Here is a 2234-nt window from a genome sequence, read left to right as displayed (position 1 = left end):
CCATGCGGCGCCATGCCCCCGCCTCGCACAACGCCAGAAAGCTCTGCGCCGACAGCCACAGGTAGCCCACGACGTGGGACGCGCCGAGCGTCACGCACAGCCGGCAACCGAAGTTCAAAGGCCGGGCAGAGGGCAGTAGTCGCAGATGCCCGAACAGCGCCCGCACCTGGGCGCTCAAATGATGCTGAAACAAGGCCCAGAACCAGGAGTCCGGATCGTTGCCCGCCTGCGCCAACGTCACCGGGCATTCGCCCAGCAAGCTGAATTGCGGCCCCGGCTCACTGAACCCCAATACGCCGCAGGCGGTTTCGAAACACAGCGGCTGGATGCCCACGGGGGCAGTGCCGGGCTCCAGCCGTAACTCGCCACGCAGCTCGCCAACCTGATACGGCATACGCAATCCACGCCCCAAGCGCTGCCGGGCCGCCGCCACATCGCCCTTGACCGTGGGCAACGCCAGAGCGGGCATCATCATGCCGGCGCCGTGTGGGTTAAGCGCAGGCTGACCGGCCGCGCCAGGCTCTCGGCAAGCCTTTGCTCAGACTGCTGCCGTACCCCGCTGAGCCAGCGCGTCGTGCTCTCGCGCTCCGCCTGCAACTCAATCGTCCAGGCGCCCTGCTCTCGACCGATCCGGCTGTCGATCCGCCCCAGGTGCGGCAAGTACAAGACCGCCGTCAGCGGCCACTGCGAAGCGCCGTCAATCCGCGAAACCAGTCGCTCGCTCAACGCATCGACCAGGGAGATATCGCCTGAAACCTTGATTCCGGCCAGGGACGGCCATTGGCCCGCGTCGTGGCTGTCATCATTCAACAACTGGGCAAACAGTCGCCGGTCCTCCCACGGCACCAAAGCGTCGATCACCGGTACACGATCTAGCCGAAACTCACGCAGGTTCAGGCGTTCAGGCGGGATGACGGAAACGGGGTTCATAGCGGTTCCTGCGTCAGTAAATGGGAGAGTTCTTGGATTTTTTCCACCTGGCGCAGGCACAACGTCACCTGTTTTTGCGCACTGCCGACCTGCGCCGCCTGCTCTTCGCGCTGCCCTTGCAGGTCCTTCAACTGGCTTTCTTCGCGGCGGGTGCCGGCCGACAAGTCGTGCTCCTTGGCGCTCCAGGTTTTCAGCGCCTTGAAGGTCACCACCTGCCCCTGGTGTTCACTCAGCAGTTGCGCGCATTGTCGGGCCTCTTCCAGGCGCGTTTGCTCAAGCGTCGCCTGGGCCTGCTGGATATGCGCGACCAGTGCTTGCTGTGCTCGCTTGGCCTCGCGCAGCGCACGTTCGGCGCGGTCTGCGCGGTAGCGACGCAAACGCCGCAAGGTGTCGATTTCACCCGACAAGACTTCAGAAAGGGACATAGGCAGTCAGCTCCATCAAGTGATCCAGGGTCGTGGTGATCGGCGAGGGCTCACGCAAGTCCTGGCGCAAGAAACCATCCACCGCCTGGCGGCTGTCCACGGCCAGATCGGTCAGCTCATCGTTACCGGGCTGGTACTCGCCCAACTTGAGCATCAGCTCGATCTGCTGGTAAGCCGACAACAGACGACGCAACGCCGTACCGGCCTGGATGTGCGCAGGCTCGGCAACGTTGCTCAAAATTCGCGAAAGGCTCGCCAGCACATCCACCGCCGGGTAGTGGCCACGCTCGGCCAGCTTGCGAGACAGCACGATATGGCCGTCGAGCAGCGAACGAACTTCATCGGCCACCGGATCGCTCATCGAGTCTTGCTCGATCAACACGGTGTAGATCGCGGTGATCACGCCTTCGCGCGTTAACCCGGCGCGCTCCACCAAGCGCGGCAACAAGCTGTACACCGAGGGCGGCAAACCACCACGGCCCAAGGGTTCGCCGGCGGCCAGGCCGATTTCGCGCTGGGCCCTGGCAAAACGGGTCAAGGAGTCGATCAGCAACAACACCCGCTTGCCCTTGCGCCGGAAACCTTCGGCCAGTGCGGTCGCCGTGAACGCGGCCCGCGCACGTTCCATGCTGGAGCGGTCGGACGTGGCGCACACCAACACGGCCTTGGCACGCAATTGATCATCCAGTTCGTGGTCGAGGAATTCACGCAATTCCCGGCCCCGCTCACCGATCAAGCCGAACACAATCACATCGCATTCCACGTTACGGGCGATCTCGGCCAACAACGTGGTTTTGCCGCAACCGGCGCCGGCAAACAGCCCGACGCGCTGGCCCTCGCCCAACGTCAGCAGGCCATCGATCGAGCGCACGCCAGTGG

At 64.2% G+C, this 2234-nt stretch carries 3 protein-coding genes and 1 pseudogene; all 4 read right to left on the bottom strand.

All coding sequences use genetic code 11. The features are described 5' to 3' along the window. Window positions 1-475, bottom strand: a pseudogene (locus tag L9Z73_RS29450) (YscQ/HrcQ family type III secretion apparatus protein); the annotation flags it as partial. Then, window positions 472-930, bottom strand: coding sequence for a type III secretion system HrpP C-terminal domain-containing protein (locus tag L9Z73_RS29445; protein WP_247408402.1), 459 nt, complete (start codon window positions 928-930; stop codon window positions 472-474). The pseudogene L9Z73_RS29450 and the gene L9Z73_RS29445, both read right to left, overlap by 4 nt. Next, on the bottom strand, window positions 927-1355 hold the full coding sequence (gene sctO / locus L9Z73_RS29440; RefSeq protein WP_247408400.1) for a type III secretion system stalk subunit SctO: 429 nt from the start codon (window positions 1353-1355) through the stop codon (window positions 927-929). Before sctO ends, L9Z73_RS29445 begins: the two co-directional genes overlap by 4 nt. Then, the coding region (locus L9Z73_RS29435; protein WP_247408398.1) for a FliI/YscN family ATPase at window positions 1342-2234 on the bottom strand (893 nt) is incomplete at its 5' end. The genes L9Z73_RS29435 and sctO, both read right to left, overlap by 14 nt.

The sequence above is a fragment of the Pseudomonas emilianonis genome, from assembly GCF_023072625.1.
Lineage (GTDB): Bacteria > Pseudomonadota > Gammaproteobacteria > Pseudomonadales > Pseudomonadaceae > Aquipseudomonas > Aquipseudomonas paraveronii.
This window is presented reverse-complemented; position numbering and strand designations above follow the sequence as displayed.

What these genes read in the sequence shown, in the direction of transcription:
- L9Z73_RS29445 (WP_247408402.1), bottom strand. Translation starts at nt 930, where the DNA reads ATGAACCCCGTTTCCGTCATCCCGCCTGAACGCCTGAACCTGCGTGAG.
- sctO (WP_247408400.1), bottom strand. Translation starts at nt 1,355, where the DNA reads ATGTCCCTTTCTGAAGTCTTGTCGGGTGAAATCGACACCTTGCGGCGT.